At 41.8% G+C, this 20,631-nt stretch carries 20 protein-coding genes; 18 read left to right on the top strand and 2 right to left on the bottom strand.

The genetic code is table 11. The features are described 5' to 3' along the window. Window positions 1-134 precede the first annotated feature (134 nt). Window positions 135-281, top strand: coding sequence for a hypothetical protein (locus ACYVLS_RS02070; protein ID WP_460320698.1), 147 nt, complete (start codon window positions 135-137; stop codon window positions 279-281). 157 nt (window positions 282-438) lie between these two features. On the opposite strand, the gene ACYVLS_RS02065 is transcribed toward ACYVLS_RS02070, so the two are convergent. Further along, a complete protein-coding gene (locus ACYVLS_RS02065) occupies window positions 439-1,545 on the bottom strand; it encodes an IS4 family transposase (protein WP_460320696.1) in 1,107 nt (368 codons plus the stop codon). 315 nt (window positions 1,546-1,860) lie between these two features. On the opposite strand from ACYVLS_RS02065, the gene ACYVLS_RS02060 reads away from it, so the two are divergent. Next, window positions 1,861-2,985, top strand: coding sequence for an ammonium transporter (locus ACYVLS_RS02060; RefSeq protein ID WP_460320693.1), 1,125 nt, complete (start codon window positions 1,861-1,863; stop codon window positions 2,983-2,985). A gap of 96 nt (window positions 2,986-3,081) precedes the next feature. Here the strand turns inward: ACYVLS_RS02060 and manA are convergent, their stop codons facing one another. Next, on the bottom strand, window positions 3,082-4,032 hold the full coding sequence (manA, locus tag ACYVLS_RS02055; protein WP_460320691.1) for a mannose-6-phosphate isomerase, class I: 951 nt from the start codon (window positions 4,030-4,032) through the stop codon (window positions 3,082-3,084). Between the two features lie 210 nt (window positions 4,033-4,242). On the opposite strand from manA, the gene ACYVLS_RS02050 reads away from it, so the two are divergent. From ACYVLS_RS02050 to ACYVLS_RS01975, 16 genes are all read left to right on the top strand, one after another. After that, window positions 4,243-4,821, top strand: a complete 579-nt coding sequence (locus ACYVLS_RS02050) for a thymidine kinase (protein WP_460320689.1) — start codon at window positions 4,243-4,245, stop codon at window positions 4,819-4,821. A gap of 16 nt (window positions 4,822-4,837) precedes the next feature. Next, complete coding sequence (prfA, locus tag ACYVLS_RS02045; protein WP_460320687.1) at window positions 4,838-5,920, top strand: peptide chain release factor 1; 1,083 nt, start codon at window positions 4,838-4,840, stop codon at window positions 5,918-5,920. Next, window positions 5,910-6,797, top strand: coding sequence for a peptide chain release factor N(5)-glutamine methyltransferase (gene prmC, locus ACYVLS_RS02040; RefSeq protein ID WP_460320685.1), 888 nt, complete (start codon window positions 5,910-5,912; stop codon window positions 6,795-6,797). The genes prfA and prmC overlap by 11 nt, the downstream gene beginning before the upstream one ends. After that, window positions 6,775-7,785, top strand: a complete 1,011-nt coding sequence (locus ACYVLS_RS02035; RefSeq protein WP_460320682.1) for an L-threonylcarbamoyladenylate synthase — start codon at window positions 6,775-6,777, stop codon at window positions 7,783-7,785. The genes prmC and ACYVLS_RS02035 overlap by 23 nt, the downstream gene beginning before the upstream one ends. Before the next feature lie 88 nt (window positions 7,786-7,873). After that, entirely contained in the window at window positions 7,874-8,503 is a 630-nt protein-coding gene (upp, locus tag ACYVLS_RS02030; RefSeq protein WP_460320680.1) for a uracil phosphoribosyltransferase, read from the top strand. A 154-nt stretch (window positions 8,504-8,657) separates the two neighbouring features. Continuing rightward, window positions 8,658-8,888 (top strand): DUF1146 family protein, encoded by a 231-nt coding sequence (locus tag ACYVLS_RS02025; RefSeq protein WP_460320677.1) that lies wholly within the window; start codon window positions 8,658-8,660, stop codon window positions 8,886-8,888. A gap of 220 nt (window positions 8,889-9,108) precedes the next feature. After that, a complete protein-coding gene (gene murA, locus ACYVLS_RS02020; RefSeq protein WP_460320675.1) occupies window positions 9,109-10,413 on the top strand; it encodes a UDP-N-acetylglucosamine 1-carboxyvinyltransferase in 1,305 nt (434 codons plus the stop codon). A 192-nt stretch (window positions 10,414-10,605) separates the two neighbouring features. Then, window positions 10,606-11,583: a rod shape-determining protein MreB gene (gene mreB / locus ACYVLS_RS02015; protein ID WP_460320672.1), complete on the top strand. Its 978-nt coding sequence runs from the start codon at window positions 10,606-10,608 to the stop codon at window positions 11,581-11,583. Window positions 11,584-11,643: 60 nt separating this feature from the next. After that, window positions 11,644-11,832 (top strand): DNA-directed RNA polymerase subunit beta, encoded by a 189-nt coding sequence (locus ACYVLS_RS02010; protein ID WP_460320670.1) that lies wholly within the window; start codon window positions 11,644-11,646, stop codon window positions 11,830-11,832. A gap of 446 nt (window positions 11,833-12,278) precedes the next feature. Continuing rightward, window positions 12,279-12,626: a single-stranded DNA-binding protein gene (locus tag ACYVLS_RS02005; RefSeq protein WP_460320668.1), complete on the top strand. Its 348-nt coding sequence runs from the start codon at window positions 12,279-12,281 to the stop codon at window positions 12,624-12,626. Between the two features lie 163 nt (window positions 12,627-12,789). Continuing rightward, the gene (locus ACYVLS_RS02000) at window positions 12,790-13,497 is read left to right on the top strand and encodes a response regulator transcription factor (RefSeq protein WP_460320666.1); all 708 of its coding nucleotides are present in this window, start codon (window positions 12,790-12,792) and stop codon (window positions 13,495-13,497) included. Then, complete coding sequence (locus ACYVLS_RS01995; RefSeq protein WP_460320664.1) at window positions 13,475-14,929, top strand: ATP-binding protein; 1,455 nt, start codon at window positions 13,475-13,477, stop codon at window positions 14,927-14,929. The genes ACYVLS_RS02000 and ACYVLS_RS01995 overlap by 23 nt, the downstream gene beginning before the upstream one ends. Window positions 14,930-15,004: 75 nt before the next feature. Further along, window positions 15,005-16,180 carry a class I SAM-dependent rRNA methyltransferase gene (locus ACYVLS_RS01990; protein ID WP_460320662.1) on the top strand — a complete coding sequence of 392 codons (1,176 nt, stop codon included), beginning with the start codon at window positions 15,005-15,007 and terminating at the stop codon, window positions 16,178-16,180. Window positions 16,181-16,420: 240 nt separating this feature from the next. Continuing rightward, the gene (locus tag ACYVLS_RS01985) at window positions 16,421-17,125 is read left to right on the top strand and encodes an ABC transporter ATP-binding protein (protein ID WP_460320660.1); all 705 of its coding nucleotides are present in this window, start codon (window positions 16,421-16,423) and stop codon (window positions 17,123-17,125) included. A gap of 24 nt (window positions 17,126-17,149) precedes the next feature. Further along, entirely contained in the window at window positions 17,150-20,131 is a 2,982-nt protein-coding gene (locus ACYVLS_RS01980; protein WP_460320657.1) for an ABC transporter permease, read from the top strand. 25 nt (window positions 20,132-20,156) lie between these two features. After that, window positions 20,157-20,486 carry a thioredoxin family protein gene (locus ACYVLS_RS01975; protein ID WP_460320654.1) on the top strand — a complete coding sequence of 110 codons (330 nt, stop codon included), beginning with the start codon at window positions 20,157-20,159 and terminating at the stop codon, window positions 20,484-20,486. Window positions 20,487-20,631 lie beyond the last annotated feature (145 nt).

Here is a 20,631-nt window from a genome sequence, read left to right as displayed (position 1 = left end):
GATCATCAAAAGTGACTTTTTGAAATTTTTCTCCCCCATGGGGGAGAAAGCTCCATTCTTTCAAACAGTTAATCAATCAACTAAGTTAAGAACAATTCTTAACTACAAACTTATTATACGAGGAGGGTTACATCATGTCAGCTACAGATACACTTTGGGTATTGTTGGGAACCATTTTAGTCTTTTTCATGCAGGCGGGTTTTGCCATTTTAGAATCAGGTTTGACAAGAGCAAAGAATTCGGGAAATATTATTATGAAGAATCTCACTAGTGTTGCATAAAACTGAAAATCACTGTTACTTGTTTATTGTTAATTAAATCACATGTAGTTTTCGTTAAAAATTTCAAAAAAGTCAAATGCTGGCGCAGCGGATGACTTTTTCCAGAATTTTTTTGACTTATTTAGTTGTAGATAAATCGATTTGCAGCTTCTTTCACTTAGTCAGGTTCGAATATTTCCTTAAATAATTCGAACGGTTCATACTGTAACGCTCGTAAATGCCTTAAAACGTGGAAAACTGTTTGTTTTAAGTCTAATTCAAGCTTGATGAGTAAGGTCAGTAAGTAGACAATCAGTGCCAGTATGACTTGATTTTCCACACCTTCTTCTGACTTTGAAAAGTAGTTTTTAATCGTCATGTGTTGCTTGATATGCTTGAAAAAGAGCTCGATTTGCCACCGTGATTGATACATTTTACTAATCTCTTCAGCTGATACATCCATGCGGTTGGTGATAATTCTTAAATTGACTTGCTGCTTTCTTTCTATCGTCACAAGTCGAAAGAGACTCGTCAAGTAGACTTGACTGCCCAATTGAACCAACTGGTCACTGATAATACCCGTTCCTTTAGGAACGTCTAGATGGCCTTGCACATGTACCTTCGTATTCTTCTTAATCCGAGAAACGAAGAAATACCCATCCCAATGCATTTGATCGAATTGAGCAAAATCAAGATACCCACGATCAAAAACGTATGTAGCCAATGGCTCATTGATAAAGACCTCTAAGTGCTCATGATCATGTTCAGAAGCAGGAGATACTTCAAATTGTTCAGGGTGCACCCAACTTTCATTCATGAAGCAGACTTTTAAATGTAACTTTATGCCAGCTTTTGTCGGTCTAAAATGCGCCCATGGATAGGAATTCTTGCTAAATGAAAAGGTTGTGGAATCAATCAGATAGAGTTTTTCTTTCGACTTTACCTTCGTCTTTTTATGCACAAGAGAAAGTAAATGATTAAAAACCTCCAGTAATACACTTGGTTCAAGTGCCCGTAGGGCACGAGAAAGCTGAGAGTAACTGATAGAGTCTATCCCCATTACTTTTTTCAAATTCGGATTGACAAGTTGTTGATCTAGGTGTCGTAAACTTTCGGTTTCATCGTTAATGGCATACAGAAAGAGCTTTATTACTTTCTTAAATGTCAATTTCTTTGCATAACGATCAAATTGTTCGATGGTTTGACGAGAATCTAAGCTTAATTGTTCTAATTTAATATACGAAAACCATTTATTTATTGTCATTTTTGTTTTATACTTATCCATGCATAGATCCTTTGTATTGGTCTTGGATAAGTCATCCAAGTACTAGTATAAAGGATTTTTTTATGCCATGGAACAGGTTAATATTTTAATGCAACACTAGTGTTTAGCGATATTAGAACAGCTCATTATGCAACTGATTGCTGGTTATTCGGCAGACTCGTCAGCTAATCTGTTAANGTCATTTTTGTTTTATACTTATCCATGCATAGATCCTTTGTATTGGTCTTGGATAAGTCATCCAAGTACTAGTATAAAGGATTTTTTTATGCCATGGAACAGGTTAATATTTTAATGCAACACTAGTGGAAGAATCTAATGGATTTTGTTACAGGTTCTTTGCTTTACTGGTTTATTGGTTTTGGAATTATGTTCGGGCCTTCTTTATACGGCTTTATTGGCTCGTCAGACTTCTTCGTAACGCAGAATTACGATTCAAACATACCGGGATATGTTTTTCTCATGTTCCAGACGGTATTTGCTGCAACAGCAGCAACTATTGTGTCTGGTGCAATGGCAGAACGAACTAAATTCAGTTCATATCTTTTGTACACTGTTATTATTTCGGGGTTTATCTATCCTATCTCTGGACACTGGATTTGGGGTGGAGGATGGTTAGCTGGATTAGGGTTTGAAGATTTTGCAGGATCCGTAGCTGTACACATGGTAGGTGGTGTCACAGCATTGATTGGTGCAAAAATAGTCGGTCCTAGAGTAGGGAAATATGACAGGAACGGACAAGCTCAGACTATACCTGGTCATAATTTAGTACTTGCTGCTTTGGGGGTCTTCATCCTCTGGTTTGCCTGGTTTGGTTTCAACGGAGCGTCTACTCTTGAAGCTTCAGATGAAGCATCGCTGAGTTTAATTGGAACCATTTTATTAAATACAAATCTGGCGGCCGCCACAGGAACGTTGATTGCTATGAGTCTATCATGGGTAATACAAGGAAAACCCGATCTTGGCTTGACAATGAATGGGGCGCTGGCTGGCCTGGTAGGCATTACTGCGGGTTGCGCAGTCGTCAGTCCGTTCGGGGCCGTTGCCATCGGCTTGCTTTCCTCAGTAGCGATGATTTATGGTAGTGAATTTGTTGAACATAAAGCTAAAATAGATGACCCTGTCGGAGCCTTTGGTGTTCACGGTATTGCAGGTGGATTAGGAACTGTACTAGTCGGACTATTTGCAGTGGAAGGTGGATTGTTTTATGGCGGAGGATTTGCCATGCTGGGGGTTCAGTTCATTGGTGTAGGTGCTGTGGCGCTTTGGGTCATAGTGACCATGACAATAGTCTTTAAACTTATTGACAAGACTATTGGATTGCGCGTTACACCAGAAGAAGAAGAGGCTGGCATGGATGTGAGCGAACATGGATTGAAAAGTTCTTATCCAGACTTTGCTCTTCCAGCTATTGTTCCCTCACAAAAATTACCAGAAGCATAATAGTGAGTATAAAAGAACAGTAATTTAGAGGAAACCTCTAAATTACTGTTCTTTTTCCTTGCAGGCATACTGTTCATCTAACTCTTGCTTTTCAGATTATTCTCCAGGAACAGAAGCGATAGTAGTGAGATCGCCATTGATTGTCCAGTTATCGATTCCGTAAGGCAGTACAAAGTGCATGCCCTGGTTCAAAGTATAGGAGGAATCCTCTATCGTTAATTCCCCTTTGCCTTCTAATACACTAACTAGAGTGTAAGGACCTTCAGCATTGAAGGTAACAGGTCCATTGACGGTCCATTTCTGAACAGTAAAAAAGTCATTGCTGACAAGAGTGGTGAGTGTCGATTGTCCAACTTTTCTAATGGTTTGATCCGGTTCTGGATCAGTATGCGGCACAGTGGTGACGGCAAGCGAATCAATGATGTGCAGGTCTCGCAGTGTACCGTCATTCTGCACACGGTCATAGTCATAGACACGGTAGGTCGTGTCACTGGATTGCTGGGTTTCCAGAATCATGATACCGGAGCCTATCGCATGAATGGTCCCGCTCGGTACGTAAAAGAAGTCACCGGCTTTAACAGGTATGCGTCTGAGAAGATTGTCCCAGTCCCCTTGAGTAATCATTTCTTCAAGCTCATCTTTCGTCTGGGCATGGTGGCCGTAAACAATTTCGCTGCCTTCATCTGCTGAAAGAATGAACCAGCATTCCGTTTTCCCCAGTTCGCCTTCTTTTTTCATTCCATAGGTATCATCAGGATGAACCTGAACAGACAAGTCATCCTCAGCATCGATGATTTTAGTTAGTAATGGAAATTCTCTTTCATCGGAGTGGCCGAATAGTTCGGGGTTTGACTGCCAGAGCTCATCTAAAGTCTGTCCCTTGTATGTACCATTCGAAACAGTGCTCGGACCATTTTTGTGCGCACTGATTGCCCATAATTCACCTGTTCTGTTGCTTGGAATAGTGTATCCAAACTGGCTTTCAAGTTTAGAGCCACCCCAGATTTTCTCTTTAAATACGCCTTCTAAAAATAATGGTTCATTCATATTGTCGCCTCTTTTCCTAGTCTTTAGTCATATCATAAATAGTTTAGCACATCCTGAGAGCCTTGTAAGCCAGAGTGAGGTATTTTTACACTGAAACAAGTCAGAGCTTGTACTTTTTTCTTGATTCGCTTATAATTTATAAGGATTGTACGGGTTAGACTTAGTTTTGTCTAATTTTTCAAGTATACTGAAGAGAGTGGGAAATAGAGCATGGCACAGCTGTTTTTTAGATACGGTGCGATGAATAGTGGGAAATCAATTGAAATATTAAAAGTTGCACACAATTATGAGGAACAGAACAAGCAGGTCGTTCTGTTTACCAGCGAGCTGGATGACAGAGAAGAAGTGGGTGTCATAGCCAGCCGAATAGGGATAAAGCGTAAAGCGACACCGGTCTCTGATGACACGGATATTTTTCAGTCTGTCAAAGACATGGATAAACCAGTGGCATGTGTGCTAGTCGATGAAGCTCAATTTTTAAGCAAGAAACACGTGAACCAGCTGGCGCAGATAGTCGATGAACTGGCTATTCCGGTTATGGCATTTGGTCTGAAAAATGACTTTAGAAACCAGTTGTTCGAAGGATCTGAGCAGCTGCTAATCTTAGCTGATAAAATTGAAGAGATGAAAACCATCTGCTGGTTCTGCCATAAAAAAGCTATTATGAATATGCGTATGCATGACGGCAAACCAGTATACACAGGCGAACAAATTGTTATTGGCGGAAACGAATCCTATTACCCGGTCTGCCGTAAGCATTATCACTTTCCACCTGCTGTGGAAGAATAAGAAAGGAGACCATTGAATGAGTCTATTTGACCGATTAGATGAAGTTGAAATTCATTATGATGAATTAAATGAACTATTAAGTGATCCGGAAGTTATCAGTGACACGAATCGTCTGATGAAGCTCAGCAAGGAAGAAGCGAATCTTAGAGAGACAGTGGCTAAGTACAGAAAATATAAAGAAGTGACATCAGAACTTGAGGACACTGAGGAAATGCTGAAGGAATCTCTGGATAAAGAAATGGAAGAAATGGCTAAAGAGGAAAGAAGTGCCTTAATCGAGGAAAAAGAGTCTCTCGAAGATGAACTGAAAATCCTCCTATTGCCTAAAGATGAAAATGACGAGCGTAACGTCATCATGGAAATCAGAGGTGCAGCCGGCGGGGATGAAGCCCAGCTGTTTGCAAGTGATCTGTTTGAAATGTATCAGAGATATGCAGATGCTCAAGGATGGAAAACTGAGGTAATGGACCGAAGCAGCGGAAATGCTGGAGGCTTTAAAGAGATTACGTTACTAATTACCGGAGCAAATGTGTATTCAAAACTCAAATATGAAAATGGGGCTCACCGTGTACAGCGTGTACCGGAAACGGAATCCCAGGGCCGAATTCATACATCGACAGCGACTGTGGTTGTTATGCCGGAAGCGGAAGATGTTGAAATCGACATTGATGAAAATGACATTCGAGTCGATATCTATCATGCGAGTGGAGCGGGGGGACAGCACGTCAACAAGACAGCCTCTGCTGTAAGACTGACACACGAACCAACAGGCATTGTCGTAGCTATGCAGGACGAGCGTTCGCAACTTAAAAATAGAGAAAAAGCCATGAAAATTCTCCGTTCACGTATTTATGACAAGATAACTCAGGAAGCACAAGCAGAAGTGGATGCAGAAAGAAAATCGGCTGTCGGAACAGGAGACCGTTCAGAACGTATTCGAACGTATAATTTCCCGCAAAGCAGAGTCACCGATCACCGTATCAATCTGACTATCCAAAAACTGGATCAGATTTTATCCGGAAAAATGGATGAGATTATCGATGCGCTATTGATGTGGGAACAGTCCCGAAAAATGGAGCAACTGAAAAATGACTACTAATTCTGAACCGACGGGCACCACATATGAAGAAGTCCTCCAGTGGGCTTCTTCTTTTTTAAAAGATAAAGGACAGAGTCCCCACAGCGCAGAATGGCTTTTGAAAGAAGAGATGGGCTGGTCAACTACTGAGCTGCTGACCAGCAGAAAAACCGACATGCCGCTGAAAGTACGCAAAAGCTATATAGATGGAATCTTAGACGCTTCAAAAGGAATTCCTGTCCAGCATATCATCGGACACGAATGGTTTTTCGGGAAACAATTCAAAGTGACTCCTGATACACTCATTCCAAGGCCGGAAACTGAAGAATGGTTCCATCGTTATCTATCCAGACTGCCGGAAAAACCTCTTACAGTTCTGGATATCGGAACAGGCAGCGGGGTGCTGGCCATAAGCCACAAACTAGAAAGACCACAAGATAAGGTAATAGCAGTGGACATCAGCCCAGAGGCCGTGGAAGTAGCAAAAACGAATGCAGCAAGACTGCATGCAGAAGTTACTTTCATAGTGAGTGATTTAGCCCAGTCGCTCAGCGAAAAAGTAGATGTGGTCATCTCTAACCCTCCATATATCAGTGCGGAAGAGATTACAGTCATGGATGCCTCAGTTATTAACCATGAGCCTCATTTGGCTTTATTTGCCAAAGATAATGGACTCGCTATTTACAACAGACTTGCGCAGGAATTGCCGTCTGTCCTGAAAGCAGAGGGCTGGGTCATACTCGAGTACGGATATAAGCAGAAAGACAAGGTAGAGAGTATTTTTAGAGAGGCTTTTCCTTCCGCACAGATTGAAATGTGGCAGGATATGAGCGGGAACGACCGGGCTCTTTATTTATCTAAAAAGGAGGGAATTCATGAAGACAGAGGTACTGACTAAAGAGGACATTTCAAAAGCAGTGAAGTTGCTTAGAGAGGGAGAAATTGTGGCTTTTCCGACAGAGACCGTTTATGGTTTGGGTGCAGATGCCACGAATGAAGAGGCAGTCCAGAAGATTTTCCAGGCTAAAGGCAGACCATCGGATAACCCGCTGATTATTCATGTGGCGAGTGTGGAGCAGGCAGAAGAATATGTGTCAGCTTTCCCTGAAAAAGCGAGACAGGTGGTCTCTCATTTCTGGCCAGGTGCCTGCACACTGGTCCTGAATAAAAAAGGGAGCATTGCCTCCTCAGTGACTGCGGATTTAGCTACTATTGCTGTTCGTATGCCTGATCATCCAGTGGCTCTTGAATTAATCCGACAGACCGGAGTGCCTCTGGCAGCACCGAGTGCCAATTCCTCCGGCAAGCCGAGTCCGACAACCGCTGGGCATGTTTACACGGATTTAAACGGGAAAATACGCGGGATAATTGATGGAGGAGCTACCGGAGTGGGGCTGGAATCAACGGTTCTGGACATGACCAATCCTGAGAAACCGACGATACTCAGACCTGGTGGTGTAACAGCAGAACAGCTGGAATCAGTCTTAGGGACAGTTTATTATGAACAAGCCAACACTTCTGAAAACTTTGCTCCCCGCTCCCCCGGAATGAAGTACCGTCATTATTCTCCTGATAAACCTGTATATATTTTGCCAGTAAATGTAAAAGAGGCAGCGGTTCTCGTTAAGGAGTATGAAAAAAAGAATCAGCGTATCGGACTGCTGGTCAGTGATGAAACGTTTGCGGTTTTGGAAAACAACACTGCTCTGTACTTTCTTTTGGGAAAAAAAGATCACCCGGAAGAAGCGGCCAGCAGGCTTTATAACGGCTTAAGAAAGCTGGATGAATCTGAGGCTACAGTGATTCTCGCGGAAGCATACAATAAATCGGGCATTGGCAGGGCCTATATGAACCGACTGGAAAAAGCTGCGGAGTGGCTGAAATAAATGCATCTGCTGATTTTTCTGGAATGTTAATCCATCTTTATGTACAATGGAATAGGAAAAGAATAAGTAAAAATAAAGGAGCTAAACCATGGGAAAATTTCAAGTCATTGATCATCCACTCATTCAACATAAACTGACCATTATTAGAGATAAAAGCACAGGAACTAAATACTTTAGAGAAGTCGTAAACGAAATTGCTCGGCTGCTCGCTTACGAAGTTTCAAGAGAAATGCCCCTTGAGGACGTTGTTATTGAAACACCTCTCGTCAAGAGTACACAAAAAAGACTGGCCGGTAAAAAAGTCGTTATTGTACCGATTTTAAGAGCCGGTTTAGGGATGGTTGACGGAATGCTGGATTTGATACCAGCTGCTAAAGTTGGTCATGTGGGAATGTATCGTGATCATGAAACGATGGAACCTGTGGAGTACTTCATCAAAATGCCTTCTGATTTGCCAGAGCGCGAGCTCCTGGTTGTTGACCCGATGCTAGCGACTGGTGGATCTGCAGTAGCTGCGATTGACGCCCTTAAAAAACGCGGCGCAACAAATATTAAGTTTGTCTGTTTGGTAGCAGCTCCAGAAGGTGTGAAAGTCCTTCAGGAAGCTCATCCAGATGTGGATATTTACACTGCTTCTCTTGATGAAAAGCTAAATGAAAAAGGATATATTCTTCCTGGTTTAGGTGATGCAGGAGACCGTTTATTCGGAACATTATAGCAATAAAACTAAAAAAGAGTTTAGTTCGTCAGGCAATTTTGTCTGGCGGATTTTTTTGGCATAAAAAGCGTCCGATTGTTACAAATGTATCATAAGCATAACAAATGAAATATAATACGTTCTATGCTATTATTAACTCGAAAGGATGAAGGACATGACAATTATCGCTATGCAGTCTATTGTTCAGCTTGTTTCACATGTGTTTTTTGTAATGGTTGCTTTTTGGGCACTTCAAGCACTGCGTACCGATGCTTTGCTGAAAAAATATCACATCCCTCAAGCACGAACCCTCTACATACTAGTGGCAATTGCAATAGGGTATACAGCAAGTAATTTTTTTATTGATTTTATTCTTTCGATTCAGAATTTATTTCTTTTATTCTAAGGTGTTCGACAGATGTGAACAAAGTTGTGTCTAATGTCACAGAAATGTCATGCTTAAAGGGATTTCAAATAGTTTCCCTTTCAAATATTATCTGTTATACTATATCAGGCATTCATTTCGAATGGATGATTAGAGATTTTTACACACAAACAATTAATTGACGGGTATTGAAGACAGACGATGAGAAGTAAGCTTGGTTTATAAAAACGGAGGGCATAGAATGGACAAGATTTTAGTAAGTGGAGGACGAAAACTATCGGGAAGCGTCGAAATAGATGGAGCGAAGAATGCCGCTTTACCTATTTTGGCAGCTACGGTATTAGCCAGTACAGGACAGAATGTGTTAACTAATGTTCCGCTATTATCTGATATTTATACTATGAAAGAAGTGCTGGCACACTTAAATTTAACAGCAGAATTAGACGAAGATAACAAGCAGATGGTTATTAATACTACTGACCAGTTGAACAGTGAGACACCATTTGATTTCATGAGTAAAATGCGTGCATCGATTGTCGTAATGGGACCACTACTGGCACGTACTGGATACGCTAAAGTAGCTTTGCCTGGCGGATGCGCCATTGGTTCAAGACCAATTGATTTGCATCTTAAAGGTTTTGAAGCTATGGGAGCGGAGGTACATATTGGCAATGGTCATATAGAAGCCACTGTCGATAAGCTGAAAGGTGCGCACATCTACCTTGATTTCCCTAGTGTTGGTGCAACACAGAATATCATGATGGCTGCAACTTTAGCTGAAGGAACAACAACAATTGAAAACGTAGCAAGAGAACCGGAAATCGTTGATCTAGCTAACTTCCTGAATAAAATGGGAGCAAAAGTTGTTGGAGCAGGAACTGAAACACTTAGAATCGAAGGAGTTAAAGAACTTAAAGGCATTGAACACGCCATCCTTCCAGATAGAATTGAAAGTGGCACGTTCATGGTTGCCGCTGCCATTACGCAGGGAGATATCCTTATTAAAGAGTGTGTTTCTGAGCATAACAAGCCGCTCATTTCGAAGCTGACTGAGATGGGAGTTGTGTTCACTGAAACTTCAGAAGGGTTACGTGTTATTGGACCTGAAAAATTGAAGCCGACAGACGTCAAAACCATGCCGCATCCTGGTTTCCCAACCGATATGCAGGCGCAGATGACGATTGCACAATTAGGAGCCCAAGGCACAAGTATTATGCGTGAAACAGTTTTTGAAAACCGCTATATGCATATGGAAGAGTTGCGTAGAATGAACGCTTCTTTCCAGATTGACAGTCAGAGCCTGATTATTCAAGGCGGACGTACTTTGCAAGGAGCTGAAGTAGCTTCCAGCGATTTGCGCGCTTCTGCCGCACTAATCTTAGCTGGCTTAATTGCAGAAGGCTACACGCGTGTGACGAAGCTGAATCACTTGGACCGTGGGTATTCCAATTTCCACATAAAAATGAAAAATTTAGGTGCGGATATCGAACGCATCTCTGAAGAACAAACAACGGTTGTGAAGACTGAAAAGTTGGCAACAAACTAAACAAACCAATATTAGAGAGCTTACTTGCTTATTCATTGAGTATAGTAAGTTCTTTTTTTGTACACTTTATAACAATTTTCAAAATATGGTTGCTCTTTTTTTCTATCTTAAGTATCATAGAAAGAGTGAATATAATTATGAAGAAGTATCCCGAATTTATTAAGGCACCGGAGAGTTGAGAGGAGACAAACGATGGCTAGAGATATTGGCATCGACTTGGGAACAGCAAATGTGCTTGTTCACGTTAAAGGTAAAGGAATCGTTTTGAATGAGCCTTCAGTAGTAGCGCTCGATACAAAAACTAATGAAGTACTGGCTGTAGGTGAAGATGCCTACATGATGGTTGGACGAACACCTGGAAACATTAAAGCGGTAAGACCCCTTCAAGGTGGTGTCATTGCTGATTTTGATATTACAGAAGCGATGCTGACTTATTTTATTGATAAACTGAATGTAAAAGGTTTTCTATCTAAACCCAATATTTTAATCTGTTGCCCGACAAACATAACTGCAATCGAACAGAAAGCAATTATTGAAGTCGCTGAAAAGAGTGGCGGGAAGAATATTTATCTTGAAGAAGAACCGAAAGTAGCGGCTATTGGTGCGGGAATGGATATTTTCCAGCCAAGCGGGAATATGGTTATTGATATTGGTGGAGGCACCAGTGATATCGCCGTGTTATCTATGGGGGGCATTGTTACCAGCCGATCCGTTAAAATCGCCGGCGACACACTGGATAATGACATTACGCAGTATATTAAGAAAAAACACAAATTACTGATTGGTGAACGAACTGCAGAGACCATCAAAAAGGAAATTGGCGTTATCTTTGATAATGGTCAAAACGAGGAAATGGAGGTACGCGGACGAGACATGGTTACTGGTCTACCGCGCACTATCACTATTTCTTCTCTTGAAGTACTTGAAGCAACACGCGAATCAATGGTAATAGTAGTAGAACAGGCGAAAGCGGTACTCGAACAGACGCCGCCGGAACTGTCAGCTGACATTATTGACCGCGGAATCATACTGACTGGCGGAGGCGCATTGCTGAACGGCATTGAGCTGCTCTTTGCAGAAGAACTGAAAGTTCCAGTTTTTAAAGCTGAAGATCCACTTGATTCAGTTGCTTTAGGGACAGGAATATTGCTGGAAAATCTTAAAAAATAGAACAAATTAATCTAATGTTGACGAAAAACGATTAAACGGTCTGAGTTGGGGTGATCACTGATGACATGGAAAAGTATATTAAAAGATGTCGGTTTTTACATTTTAAAAATTCTTGTTGTCCTTCTTCTGATTGCAGCTGCATTCATTGGAGGAACAATGTTAGGTTATAGTGTCATTGGCGGGTCTGGAGATCCAATGGACGTATTTAATCCGGAACTTTGGCAGCATATAATGGATTTCATTTTTTAATTGGATAAACTGTGAAAAAGCGTAACGCTCTAATTGAGCGCTGCGCTTTTTTTGACTTTATAAGTGCATAATCGTCTCTTGGTCAAACTCAAACAGGTTAGAGTATATGAACAATGATTATCAGAGTGATAATCATTGTTTGCTGCCTAAATAATTTATGAAAGACGATTATCTTGAGTTAATCATCCTTCAGGTTGAACGGCTTCACCTGAAGGATGATTATAGGATCTATAATCATTGTTCAGGTCATTAAAACGCTCTGAGTTGACCTGGCGGACAAAATACAAGTTCAGGCTATAGTGTGTGTGCTTTTTTCATGTATCCGACTAAAAAATATCTTAAAAGACTAATTTCTTGTATTTTTTTCGTGAGAATTTAAATAACTTGGCAATATGTAATAGTAGGGAAAGAAATTCTTTCCACTATTAATGAAATGAGGAAGATGGATGAACACAATAGCACTAGTCGGACGAGTGACAAAACCTTTTGAACTGCGGGAAGTGAAAGACGGACTGACGGTAACTAATAATACCTTAGCCGTCCGGAAGAATTTTAAAAAAGACGGTGGCAATGAAGCGGATTTCATTCCATTTGTTGCCTGGGGCAAACGGGCTCAACTGCTGGAAGAATACTGCTCTAAAGGGGATCTCATCGGCTTGATAGGCAAGATGCAGTCCCGGTCGTATAAGAATGACAAGGAAGAAACGAAGTATGTGGTGGAAATGCTTGTAGAAGATATTGAATTTATTCAAAAAAAAGCGCCTGAAAAGATGCCAGTGAAAAACGACGCGTGAACAATTATTAAGCCGGTCAGCCTCAGTTGACTGGCTTTTCTTTTTAATCTGGACACTTTGTGACAGATTAAGCTATTCTTTATTTAATGGACGGATTTACATAGAAAATTCATCAATTTTAGGTATACTGATAGAAAGATAGTGGATAGAAAGAAGGCTAAGTATGCATATATTGATGATTGAAGACAACGAATCCGTTTGTGAAATGATTGAAATGTTTTTTATAAAAGAAGAGTGGGAATCAACCTTTATTCATAATGGCAAAGCGGGGTTGAACACCTATTTAGACAGCCCAGAGACGTTCGACTTAGTCGTACTTGATTTAATGCTGCCTGAGATGGATGGCATTACCATTTGTAGAGAAATCAGAAAACAGTCGCCAACCGTTCCTATTATTATGTTGACCGCTAAAGACTCTGAAAGTGATGAGGTTATTGGCCTGGAAGTGGGAGCCGATGACTATGTGACGAAGCCTTTCAGCCCATTAACACTTGTAGCGCGAATCAAATCTTTACTAAGACGGGCACATCAGAGCAGAACTGATTCTGATAGTATTCAATATGAAATCGAAACAGAACATTTAAAAATGGATCGGACGACGAGAGAAGTCATTTTATATAATAAGCTTCTTGATAATCTGACACCAAAAGAATTTGATTTGCTGTATACATTAGCCAACAGTCCGAGACGGGTCTTCTCGAGAGAGCAGCTGCTGCAGCTGGTTTGGGATTATGAATACTTTGGCGATGAGCGAACAGTGGATGCACACATTAAAAAGTTGCGCCAGAAACTGGCTGAAAACGGTCCGCAGGTTATTCAGACCGTCTGGGGAGTTGGGTATAAATTTGATGACACGGAATCAATCGATTAAAATGAAACTGCCATACTTTTACCAGCAGTTTCTGGGCTTTTTAGCCGTTATAATCATTTTAATGACGGTAACGGTTATTTCTCTGGTCATTTTCGGCAGAAACAGTGCTTTTCAAAGCATAGAAAACCGCTTGTTTCAATATGCAGAATCTATATCTGATGAAGATATAGATAATCAGGAACTGGCGACAATCCAGCAGGTGTTAATGGATCAGGAAGTCTCTTTTTTCCTATTTAATGAGAGAGGGACATTAGTGTATCCCACTTTGCCGCCTCATATTGAAGCAAGAGTCGCATCTGAGCGTGAAGATCGGCTTCGTTCGGGAGAAGCATTTGCTATCCGGACTGAACAGGAGGATATGCTTGGAAACCCGAGAGAAATTGTCCTGGTCTATAGACCTTATTATGACGATGTAACCGGAGACTATGACGGCTTCGTGACGGTTAGCGCTCCTATTAGTCATATCGATCAGCAGATGGTGGATTTGAAAGCCAATCTGTTTAACGCATTCTTGATTTCTACTATACTGGCTGTGGTTATGAGTATGATTTTTGCACGCTATCAGGTCAACAGAATCAATCGTCTAAGAAAAGCGGCCCACTTAGTTGCTGAAGGAGAGTACAGCATAAAGCTGGACCACAAGGAAAGAGATGAAATAGATTATTTATCCAGAGATTTTAACCGCATGATTGATGCCTTGAAACAGTCACGCGAAGAAGTGAATCGTCAGGAAGAAAGGCGTAAAACCTTCATGCAGGATGCCGCGCATGAAATGCGTACGCCCCTGACAACGGTTAATGGAATTCTTGAAGGTCTGGAGCATGATGTCATTCCGGAAAACCAGAAGCTGCGAAGTATCAAGTTGATGCGGAAAGAAACGAGACGCCTCATTCGACTGGTTAATGAAAACATGGATTACGAAAATATCCGTTCGAATCGAATCATTTTAAACAAGCAAGTAATCCCGCTAGACGAACTGCTTGAAGAAATTCAGGAGCAGATGAAAGACATTGTCTCCGCCTCCACCAATTCACTGGTGATTAAAGAAGTCAAAGGTAAGAACGTTTACGCAGACTACGACCGGATTAAACAGATCCTTGTTAATCTGATTAAAAATGCTATTCAGTTTACGGAGAACGGTACGATAAAAGTCTATGCAAGTCAGACTGATACAAACACTCGGATCTGTATTCATGATACGGGTATTGGGATGACAGACGAAGAACTGCGCTTTATTTGGGATCGGTACTATAAAGCTGATACGTCGCGCGTGAATACAAAATACGGGGAATCTGGTTTAGGTCTGGCGATTGTTAAACAACTCGTCGATTTGCATGATGCCAAAATTACTGTCGAGAGTACGCCAAATGAAGGCACCCGTTTCACATTGGTTTTTCCGCTTTCTGATAGCAAAGCAGCCGCTGATAGTTGAACTAAAGCCAATAAAGGCAGCGGTTTGTGGTATACTTGATAGTGAACGATTAGGTGCGAAAGAAGGAGTGGGATTGTGAAAGTAGTAAAAGTAAAATCACTGGCAGCCAACCGTATAAAAAAAGGGTATCCGGCGCTTGAAAGCTATGACTTTAAAGACAGAACAGAAGCAGAAGAAGGCGACTTGATTAAAATAGTCGACACAGCTAGACGATTCGTAGCCTTAGGTTATATAGGTGATGAAAAGAAGACAGCTGGCTGGGTTCTGTCACTTGATGAAAAAACTAAGATTAATGACCGTTTTTATGAAGATTTATTTAGAAAGGCCATGGATACGCGCAGTGCCTTTTATGCCGATGATCAGACTACGGCTTTCCGCTTTTTCAATGGAGAAGGCGATGGACTTGGTGGTCTGACTATCGATAATTATGATGGCTACTACGTATTCAGCTGGTATAGTGAAGGGATTTATACATTCAAGAAAACTATTCTGAAAGCTTTCAAAGCTGTGGTCCCGGATCACATCGGAATATATGAAAAACTACGCTACCCTAATCCGCCTGTTAAAAGCCGTTTTGTAGAAGGCAAGGAAGTTGAATCAGTCACTATTAAAGAAAATGGTATCCGTTATAAAGCTTATTTGAATGACGGCTGGATGACAGGTTTATTCCTGGATCAGCGTAATGTCAGAAGACGCATCATGGAAGACTGGGGAATGGGACGAACCGTTCTCAATGCATTCAGTTATACAGGTGCCTTTTCAGTTGCTGCGGCAATGGGAGGCGCGTTGAAAACCGTTAATGTGGATGTTGCAAATAGAAGCAAGGAACGGACGCAGGAACAGTTTGAGCTAAATGGTTTAAGCACGGATAATCATGAGATCAGAGTAATGGATGTCTTTGACTATCTGGACTACGCGAAAAAACATAAGCTGCTGTTTGATTTGATTGTCCTTGATCCGCCGACATTTGCACGCACTAAAAAGCGTACATTCAGCGTCGACACGGATTATACAGAACTGGTTAAAGATGCCCTGGAGGTTCTGGCACCTAACGGCATTCTGATAACCTCTACTAATTCATGGGGAACGTCGCGAGATGATTTCTTTGAAATGGTCAATGATGCCTTGGAAGAAAAAGATGTGGATGCTTATCTGATGGATGAGCAGGGCTTGCCGGAAGATTTTGCAGTAAGCGCCGGTTATCCAGAAGGACATTATCTGAAAGTGTTTGTCCTGGAGCGAACGAAATAATCAGTTTGGCAATATAATGACAGTCAATTTAAAAATCACGTTCTCAATTTTAGCAGCTGTTTCTGCTGATGGTGAGTGCGTGGTTTTTTTACAATGATGATTAGCAGGTCGAGGTGTCGCCATCTGTCTTTCTGTAAATATGATGAAAGTATGAATATTCGCCTATTTTAAGCGGTTTTTACTTTGAATCAGGAATAATATGATAAAATAATAAAGATACAGAGTGAGAGGGAGAGAAATATGACTGCGTATATATCAGTGAAAAATGAAGTGAAAAAATATAAGTCCGGTGAAACGGTTGTAGTAGCAAATGACGGCATAACATTTGATATCGAAGAAAATGAATTTGCAGTTATTGTTGGACCAAGTGGTGCTGGAAAAACGACCGTATTGAATATATTAGGTGGAATGGATGCTGCAGATAGTGGTGAAGTGATTATTGATGGAACTAATATAGTAGGGTTTGATTCAAAACAGCTCACAGAATACCGGAGAAATGATGTCGGCTTTATCTTCCAGAATTATAATCTCATTCCAAACCTGACGGCAAAAGAGAATGTCGAACTGGCAGCAGAAATTTCACCCGATGCACTGGACGCGACTGAGGTGCTGAAGAGTGTCGGACTTGAGCATCGGATGGATAATTTTCCCGCGCAGTTATCTGGTGGAGAACAGCAGCGAGTGGCCATTGCCCGAGCGCTAGCGAAGCAGCCGAAACTACTATTGTGCGATGAACCTACTGGGGCATTGGATTATGAAACAGGCAAACGCGTACTGGATTTGCTGCAGCGTTCAAAAGAAGAATTTGGAGCTACTGTTGTAGTGATTACACATAACCGCGCTATAGCGCCTATGGCTAATCGAGTCATCGATATTAATAATGCAAAAGTGCGTAAGGTTACGGTAAACGAACAGCCTGAACTGGTTGAGAATATAGAATGGTAATCATTTTAAGACTGAGGTGTATTTATGAAAACTAAAGCCGTCTGGAAAGACACGGTTAGAGAAATTGGACGGTCAAAAACCCGTTTTCTATCCATATTCGCTATCATAATGATTGGTGTCGCTTTTTTTGCCGGACTCAGTGCAACGGGACCGGTCATGCTCCATACTGCTGATGCTTACTTTACAGATACGCAGCTGAGTGATCTGCATATCTTTTCAACGATGGGGCTTGAAGACCAGGATCAGGACCTGATTGAAGAGCTGGAAGGGGTCGAGGCAGAATTTACTTACAGTAGAGATGTTGTTTTCGAGGGAAGTGGTTTGTCTTCAAAAGTGATGGCTTACTCTGACGAACGGACCATTAATAATCTGGTCATTGTGGAAGGCCGACTGCCGCAAGCTGACAATGAAATTGCACTGGATAACACGGGAAGTTACCGTGATGAATATGAAATTGGTGATACTGTCAGGATAGAAGAGGGTACGCCGGATGAATTTGAAGAGTTTTTCCATCAGACTGAATTTGAAGTAGTTGGCTTTGTCAATCACCCGAGGTACATTGAGCGGGGAACACGAGGCGGCACTCAAGTAGGAACGGGCACACTAGCCGGTTTCTCAATTGTTCCGGAAAGTGTGTTTGACAGTGAATTCTATACCGATGCTTTTTTGCTGTTTGATGAAAGCCAAAGCTATGAGGCTTACTCAGCTGAGTACAATCAGTATATTGAGAGCCGGAAAGAAGAAGTAGAAGACCTACTGGCAGACCGGCCGGAAGAACGGCTCGAGAACCTGACAGAGGAAATACAGGAAGAAATAGATGAGGGTTACGCTGAAATCGAAGAATCCAGACAAGAACTGGCTGATGCCGAAGCGGAACTGGACGAGGCCAGACAGGACATAGATCAAGGCCTAGCGGATTATGAAGCTGGGCTGGCTGAGCTTGAAGATGAGGAAGCACAGGCAAGAGCAGAAATTGAAGCCCAAAGAGCAGAGTTACAGGCTGCTCAAAGTGAAATTGAGGCGAACAGAAACCAGCTTGAAGCCGCTCAAGTTGAAGACCCGGAAGTCTGGGCTGAAATAGAAGCTCAGGAAGCTCAAATTGCCCAAGGGCTTGAAGAGTTGAATCAGGCTGAAAATCAGCTGAACACAGAACTGGAACAGGCACGATCGGAGCTGGAAGAGGCCGAGAGTGAACTGGCGGAAGCAGAAGCAGACTATGAAGAAGGCTTAGCAGAATTTGAAGAGGAACGAGCCGATGCGGAAGCAGAAATCGATGAGGCCCTTGACGAGCTGGAAACAGCTGAAGCAGAATTGGCAGATCTGGAAGAGCCTGAGTATTTCATAAACGACCGCTCTTCCTTTCAAGGGTATGCTGAATTTGATGAAAATGCTGAACGCATCAGTGCGATTGCACAGATTTTTCCAGTGTTCTTCTTCCTTTTAGCCGCTCTCATATCCTTGACTACTATGACACGTATGGTTGATGAAGGAAGAAATCAGATTGGAACTCTGAAGGCACTGGGTTATGGTAATGGAACCATTGCGATGAAGTATTTTACCTATGCTTTTATTGCTACCTTTTTCGGTGGAGTAATTGGTCTCTTTGCAGGTTACTGGATTTTCCCGAATGTAGTAATGGATGCATACAGTTCGCTGTATAACCTGCCATCTGCCGACACACAGTTTTACTGGACCTATGCAGTTATCTCAATCGCAGGAGCACTGCTGGCAACAGGGCTCTCTACTCTCATTTCTGTGAGGTTATCCTTGAGAAGTAACGCAGCTGCACTGTTACAGCCAAAAGCCCCAAAAAAAGGGAAACGAATCTTTCTGGAATATATGCCATTTATCTGGAATCGATTTACCTTTACCCAAAAAGTGGCTTCGCGAAACTTGTTCAGGTACAAGCGGCGAATGCTGATGACTATTTTTGGAGTGGCCGGGGGAACAGCACTTCTCCTCACCGGCTATGGGTTGTCGGATTCGATTGCCGATATCGGCGATATTCAGTTTGGTGAAATTAATTTATACCAAGCAATCGTATCTGAAAATACAAACGCATCGGACAGTCAGCTTGCATCTTATGAAGAGACATTAGCATTCCTGGATGAACTGGATGATGACTTGGCAGTCAGTATGGAAAATGCAACTGCCGGTTTTGGGGAGGAATCACAGGATGTCAACGTGATGGTTCCGAGTGATCCAGACGAATTGAGTCGTTTTATTGTTCTTCGAAATCTGGAAGATACTTCTGAACAGCTTTCACTGCCGGCTGAAGGAGCGATTATTACCGACAAGCTGTCAGACCTCCTGGAAGTGGAGACCGGAGACGTTATTTCGGTAGAACTGAATGATTCAGGTACAGTAGATATCGAAGTAACTGGAGTGGTCGAGCATTATATTCAGCACTACGTCTATCTTTCACCAGTAGCTTATGAAAGTCTGACTGGAGAAGAAGCTGTATACAACAGTCGTCTGCTGGTTTATGATGAAGCTGAAGTGGATGAAAGTCAAATGGGTGAGTTGTTGACCAATGAGGATGCCGTACAAGGTGTTTTATTTGCAGAGTCAGTCCAGGATGCTTTTCAGGATTCCATGGATAGTCTGGATGTCGTAACTGTTGTGCTGATAGTTTCAGCTGCCTCTCTAGCTTTTGTTGTGCTATACAATTTGACGAATATCAATGTGTCTGAGAGAATCCGTGAACTGTCTACGATTAAAGTTCTGGGATTCTTTGACAAGGAAGTGACCATGTATGTGTACAGAGAGAACTTTGTGCTGACTATCCTGGGCATTATATCGGGCTTTGTCCTGGGGTTCTTTATGCACCGATTTGTACTTCAGACAGCGGAGATAGACATCATGCGTTTTGCGAGACAGATTAATTTAAGCAGTTATGGTTATTCATTCCTGCTGATGTTCTTCTTCTCAAGTATGGTTATGTTAGTCATGCATTTCAAATTGAAACGTGTAGATATGGTAGAAGCACTCAAAACACAAGATTAAATAGAAGAGAGGGAGGAGGAATAAAATGGATGGATTTCAAGAAGCCCAGTCACTTTCAGAAGTGAGAGCTGTGGTTGAAGAGAACGATTTGGCTTTTGTCTTCTTATACGGTGAACACTGTTCAGTCTGCCACGGTGTGCTTCCTCAAGTTAAACCCATCGTAGAAGAATACGAGCAGATAGCAACCGTTCAAGCCGATGTGGAACATATTCCTGAGCTGTCTGGAGAATACACCGTTTTTACAGTACCCGTCATTCTTCTCTTTTTTAATGGAAAAGAAGTGCTGAGGATGGCTCGATTTATTGGAATGGATAAGCTTTCTCATCAATTAAAAAAAATAACGGAAGCTGTTTAAAAAGGAAGCAGCACCCCAGCAGATTGCTGAGGTGCTGCTTGAGTTTTTTTGAAGCACTAAATTCTATAATGTTGATAGGTCAATAGAATCAGAAACGAACCGCTTCTTTTTATCTGCCAGCTTAAATACTTCTTCCCGATCCTGC

This window comes from Alkalibacterium psychrotolerans, assembly GCF_054784355.1.
The sequence above is the reverse complement of the archived record's forward strand: the minus strand, read 5'-3'. Positions and strand labels throughout refer to the sequence as shown.